This window comes from Sphingomonas sp. 3P27F8 (assembly GCF_005502745.1).
GTDB lineage: Bacteria > Pseudomonadota > Alphaproteobacteria > Sphingomonadales > Sphingomonadaceae > Sphingomonas.
Window position 1 is genome coordinate 1 of record NZ_SCNL01000035.1, and the last position, 5359, is coordinate 5359.

Genomic DNA, 5359 nt, shown 5'->3' on the forward strand with positions numbered 1-5359 from the left:
CCGCCCACAGGATCACATCACCCTGGAAATGGCGCCACTTGAAATCCGTCATCGTTCCGTCCGTCCAATCTCCGCCAAGCATGCTCAAGCTTCACGATTTTTGCAACAGAGCCGTTCGTGGCCTGGTGATTTGCACATTCATTTCCTAAGATCAGGATCGGTGAAAAATCCGCGATTTTGATCGCGGTTTACTTCCGATTGCAAATCAACGGTTGCGCCAGCTCGATTGGATCGGGCGGCCTCTGCAGCAGCTCTGTCGTCGCTCAGCCTGGCCCGACCCTCGTCGATGATTCTTGCGGCGGCATTTGGATCGCCGCCCCGGCTGCCGCTGCCAAGCCGATCAACCCCGTGCGGGCGATAAGACGCTCGGACATCGCCAGGCCCCCCTACATCCGTGCGGCGCACATCGACCAAATTTGGCTCGGAGATGCTGCCCTGGATTTCATTCCAAAGCGCGTCGCGTTTTTCCTGAGACCATTGCTGGATCATCTGCGACCTGACAGCACGTTGCTGGTCGGTCAGGTTCGTCGCCCATAGTTCTGGCGCGTCCAGGTTCGGGTGCAGCAGCTGTTGCTGCCGGTACCACTGCGCGAGGTCCTGGCTCAGATTTTCGCTGAGTTGCATCCCGTGCGTTTCGGCGAAGCTGGCGTCGCGCGAAAGCGACTCGGACAGCTCCTCCATCTTGCGTGCCGCTTCCGTGTAGGAGCGCGCCCGTGCAAGGGCATCTTCAGTGCTTTGCGAGGAGGAAGACGTTGCGGAAGACCGGCTGAACACACCAGACCGTTCGTAAGTGCCGTCGGAGGTGGATGCTCCGATGCCGCTCGAGTGTTCATCGCGCACGCCGCTCGACGAGGAGCTAGAAGAGTCAGTAGATTTGCTCGAATCCGTCCCGTACCGCAGGTTATCCGTTTGAGTTCCGGTCTTGTTGACACTGACAGTGCCGCTGACGTTTGGCAGCAGGCTGCCCAATCGGCCCTTCCCGCCAGTAGCTCCCCGCCCAGCCCCACCAAGCGCCCCTCCAAGCGAACCGGCGACTTGATCTGTCGTCCCAGCTTGCCGATCGTGACCTTCGGAGATCCGCTGGCTCTGGCCGGTCGATGAGCGCTCTTCCAGGCCCTGTGAGCTTGAGCCGGTCGTCCGATCAAACTTCTCGACGTTGGTATTTGCGGAACTACCGGCACCAGATTCGAAGCCCGAAGAGCGTTCCGTCGAGGTTCCAAAGGCGCTGCGGTTGGTATGCGTGCTGGTCAGGATCTCTTGGGCGGCATTTTCGAACGCCTGCGCCTGACGATGCGCGTCGCTCGCCATCTCCCGCCACTCCGCCACCGTTCCGGAGTTCATCGTTGGCGTGAACCCTAGCCGCGAGATTGCGCCGCTGGTGTCGAACACCTCCTGACCATTGCCGAAGCCAGACACGACCGCGCCGTTATCCTGCCGCCAGCCGACGCTGGTCGCGCCGCCCATGTAGCTCGGTGCCGTCGTCCACTGATCGCTCTGGCGCATGTTCGACGTGGAATTTGCCCAACTCACATTCCCGTAGGAATAATTGCCTGTCGTCTGCTCGAGTGCGGCCGCCTCCGCCGCATTCTGCGCGGGCGCGAGCATCGACGTCGCCTGCCCCGCAATCGACATGGCTCCACGCGCCAGGCCGGCAGCGAGGAACGGGATGCTCATCAGCATGAAGCCGGCGATCGTCGCCGTCTCACCATTCACTGCACCTATGCCGGCATAGGTGCCAAGCGTCACGCCGCCACTGGCAACACCGGCCGCAGCCGCCTCCGCCCTCGTCATGCAGATCATATGGAGAATGACGTACAGCGGTCCCCATGCGGCGAGGTAGAAGAACCCCATCGCGTAACCCTTCAACGTCGTCAGCCCCGTTTGGGGCATGAGGAACAACGGGAAGATCACCGGGAACATCGCGAAGAAGACAACCGTGAGGACGATATTCAAAATCGGCACCCAGGCCATCGCCTGCTGAGCGATCGAATTGTAGGTGTTGCGCGCCTGTATGTCCGCGCGCGTCTGCGCGAAGGTATCGATCGTCGCCGCGCCGGACCCGCCCGCCATGCTGTTTCGTGCTTGCATGAATGCGTTGATGGCCGTGTTCTGTCGCATCGAGTCAGAATAGTTGCTGCCCGATCCAGTGAAGGCAGCGTTCGCGATCGGCAGATCGTGTTTGAGCTTGTCGGCCGCGAGCGTGTTGCTCAGCTTCGGATAGAGTTCCTTGCCCCAAAGCGGCGTGTTTGCCTCTATCATCGGCGCCCATTGGGCGTTGAGCATATCGTAGGCCTGCCGGCAGGTGACGATCGCGCTGTTCACCGTGCCGTCGCCCTGGCGCTCTAACCACTCCTGCGATCGAGCTTCCGATCCTGGCCCGATGTCCGTCCAGAGGTCCTTCGACTGCGCAAGGACCGTGAGTGATTTGCGGTAAAGCATCACATCGCCAAACAGGCATTTCTTGAAGTGCTCTTCCAGGTTCGTCGAAAACTCAGCGTCGCGGATGACGAAGTTGCGGGTCGCATCGTACAGACGCGCGCCGTAGACCATGCCATTGCTCGAGTAATTGAGTTCGCCCGGCATAACGAAGACAGTCTCGGCGGTACGTGTCAGCCAATCGCCAATCTGAGTCGTGAAACTCGCAAGCACCCCAAGCCCGAGCGGTACGTTCGCAACCGTTGCCGGTGCCAGCGACGGATTGATCCGATCGGTCACCTTCACATCGATCGTCGGTACCATCAGGCAAAGATAAATCAGTGTCGATTGCAGGAACCAGTTCAGCCAGACTCGAAAGTTGAGCGTGAACGCGACGACGAGCAACGAGTAGATCAGGCCCATCACCATCACGACGCGGAGCAAGGATCGATATCCCCCACCCCCGGACCAGGCAGCGACGGCGTTGAAGGTGTTGACGAGATACTCGCCACCCCCAACCGTGAAGACCTCCACCATCCCCGCAGCTCCCCTGCCCTAGTTCAGCCCTTGTGCATTGAGCCCGCGCGAGAAATTGAGCGCGGACGACATCCCCGGCGTCATCGAGTTCTGGAGGGTGGACTCGAGCATGATGCTGCGGTCGATAATCTGCATGGTGACCTGCAGCTTGTTCGAGAGCTTTACATCTCGCTGGGCAAACTTCTGGCGCGTCGCAGAGATCTGCTGCTTCCACTGATTGGCGGTCACCTGGTCAAACGTCTGATAATGCGTCTGAGCCTGCTCGACGCGATCAAGCATGTTGTCGAGCATAGCAGCCAACAGATCGACGGCCACGATCTCCGACAGCGTTTCGATCTCGCCATCGGTCAGCGCGTAGTGTGCGTAGGCCTGAACGGCGAGGATCTTGTAGATCGGGACGGTCGCAATGTTCAGAAGCTGCTTCTCGGCCGCATCAAGCGCGGTATCCGTGCGGATCTTGCTGCTCATGGATTTGATCATGCCGGCAATCCGCGGCCGGAGCGCGGACGACGCCGGAACGGTCAGGGTCTGCTCGCCGACATCGTAGCAGTCGGTATCATTGCATTTGAGCATCTTGACCGCCGGCGCGTCGGCCGTGCCGTCGAGCAGCGCCGTGACAACGGCCTCCTCCGCCGGACCGAACATCACGACCTTGCCGCCCACCGACGGATCCGTGGAAGGCTGGGTCACGACAGTGCCGACCAGCGTCATGATGTATTCGGAAAAGGATTGGTCGAAGGCGCCGAACTTGGCCGATTTCTTCAACGCCTCCCACGTGTAGTTATGGGGTTCACCGACAAGCTGATCCTTCATGTTGGCGTCGGTGTTGCCAGCAATCGTAGCATCCCGCTTGTTGCCGTTGTTGCAGCCTTGGCGGGACGCGGCCCAATCCGAGAAAACGCCCTGGCTGTTGCCGACCGCTTCGCAGATCGTCGAACGGGTGGAGTCCATTTGCGGCCAGATTCCGCCGACCAGCGCTTGCGCGGTTTCGCAGCTCGAGATGTTCATCTGGTTGAGGAGCTGTGCCTTCTGGCTGAACTCATCCATCACCTTCCCGATTTCCGGCGACACGGAATCGATGGCGAGCTTGAAGGCGAAACCGAGCGCATTGTTCGCCGTCGCCTTCAACATGGCGACGATCTCGGAGGCGTTGATGAAGGAAAAGCTGCCGCTGAAGAGGTCAATACCGCCGCAGCCGGCGCGTGCGCTCGGCAGCTGCAGATTGAACGGCGAAACGCTCTTCTGGGGGAAGCGGGTCCAGACATTTCCGAGCGAATAATAGCCTGCCGACTGGCCCTGGAAGGCCGTTGGCCCAGTCACATTCGCGGCACCGCCAGCGTCGTTGAAGAAGCCGTTCATCTCCGAGGCGACGTCGGCCCGGGCCACACCGATCAAGGCGAAATGGGACGCAGCAACCATCGCCAGACACGCCGCTATCTTCCTGTGGAGAGGGGACCGCCGCCCAAGCTCTGGTGTCTGTTCCATCAATAATCGCTCCCCACCTTCGTGTTAGTCAGCATAAAGATGCGGTCCATGATCTCGTCGGCACTGAGCACGCCGTAGCCGACCGGAATCGTCCGCTTCGTCTGCGTGTCAAACAGGACAAGCGCTGGCGTCTCATTGCCGGGCACGCCCATGCGGGCTCGTTGGCCAGAATCGACCACATAGTTGGGAAATTCCCGGTTCGGGCCGCCGTCCATCGAGACGGCCATCACCGTCATCCTGTGGCTGTCGGTGACCGAGCGGAGGATCGGCGCAAACACCTCGCAGGCGCCGCAGCTCTGCGCGTAGAAATAGAACAAGCCATATCGCTGCCCAAGGTTAGTCAAGACCTCATCCCGGTCCGCCTTGCGGTTGTCGAGCCAGAGGCGCTTGCCGACCGTCGAGACAGGTCGTTGAAGCGTGTAGTCGAGATCGGGGTTCTGCCAGAGCGCCCGCTGCCAGGTATCGGAGAAGGTGGACGCGCGATCGAGCTGCTCACGTTGAAAGCGAACATAGGCAATGACGTTGGCCTCGCTCGGCTCGAGGATCGCACGCGCCTTCAATTCGTCGAGCTGCCTGCCGATCGCCGCGATCCGATCGGCCGCGCTCACCTGCGGCTCGGCCGCGGCGCTGAGCGGGGTCTCGGTCGGCTTCGGCTTCGCGCAATAGAACCACTGGCCGAGCCGACGCTCTCCACAATAGAAATCATCGGGCATGTCCTGCTCAATCGCATCGCGAGCGGCGGTAGTTTCTTGGGCTCGGAGCGGAACCGCCGTGCCGACCGGCGGCAGGCCCAGCAGGAGCATCGAAAGCCTAGGACGGATCGACATTCATCGTAGCCATATCATGGCGGCGGCGAGGTGTATGAAGCCTGCGAAGTGGGCGGTGCGTCGGTCATAGCGCGTGGCGAAGCGCCGGAAGTGCT

Annotated in this window: 3 protein-coding genes; all 3 read right to left on the reverse strand. The window is 60.9% G+C overall.

Features of this window, described 5'->3' with window-relative positions:
* Positions 1-138: 138 nt before the first annotated feature.
* The 3 genes from FFS35_RS19720 to FFS35_RS19730 all read right to left on the reverse strand — a co-directional run bounded on the left by FFS35_RS19720 (position 139) and on the right by FFS35_RS19730 (position 5264).
* Positions 139-2952: a conjugal transfer protein TraG N-terminal domain-containing protein gene (locus FFS35_RS19720; protein ID WP_137788464.1), complete on the reverse strand. Its 2814-nt coding sequence runs from the start codon at positions 2950-2952 to the stop codon at positions 139-141.
* 18 nt (positions 2953-2970) lie between these two features.
* Positions 2971-4371, reverse strand: coding sequence for a conjugal transfer protein TraH (locus FFS35_RS19725; protein WP_010405711.1), 1401 nt, complete (start codon positions 4369-4371; stop codon positions 2971-2973).
* A gap of 65 nt (positions 4372-4436) precedes the next feature.
* Complete coding sequence (locus tag FFS35_RS19730) at positions 4437-5264, reverse strand: conjugal transfer protein TraF (RefSeq protein ID WP_171007703.1); 828 nt, start codon at positions 5262-5264, stop codon at positions 4437-4439.
* Between the last annotated feature and the right edge of the window lie 95 nt (positions 5265-5359).

Bases quoted from the DNA above. Each gene is read 5' to 3' on its own strand.
- FFS35_RS19720 (WP_137788464.1), bottom strand. From the start codon at position 2,952: ATGGTGGAGGTCTTCACGGTTGGGGGTGGCGAGTATCTCGTCAACACC.
- FFS35_RS19725 (WP_010405711.1), bottom strand. From the start codon at position 4,371: ATGGTTGCTGCGTCCCATTTCGCCTTGATCGGTGTGGCCCGGGCCGAC.
- FFS35_RS19730 (WP_171007703.1), bottom strand. From the start codon at position 5,264: ATGTCGATCCGTCCTAGGCTTTCGATGCTCCTGCTGGGCCTGCCGCCG.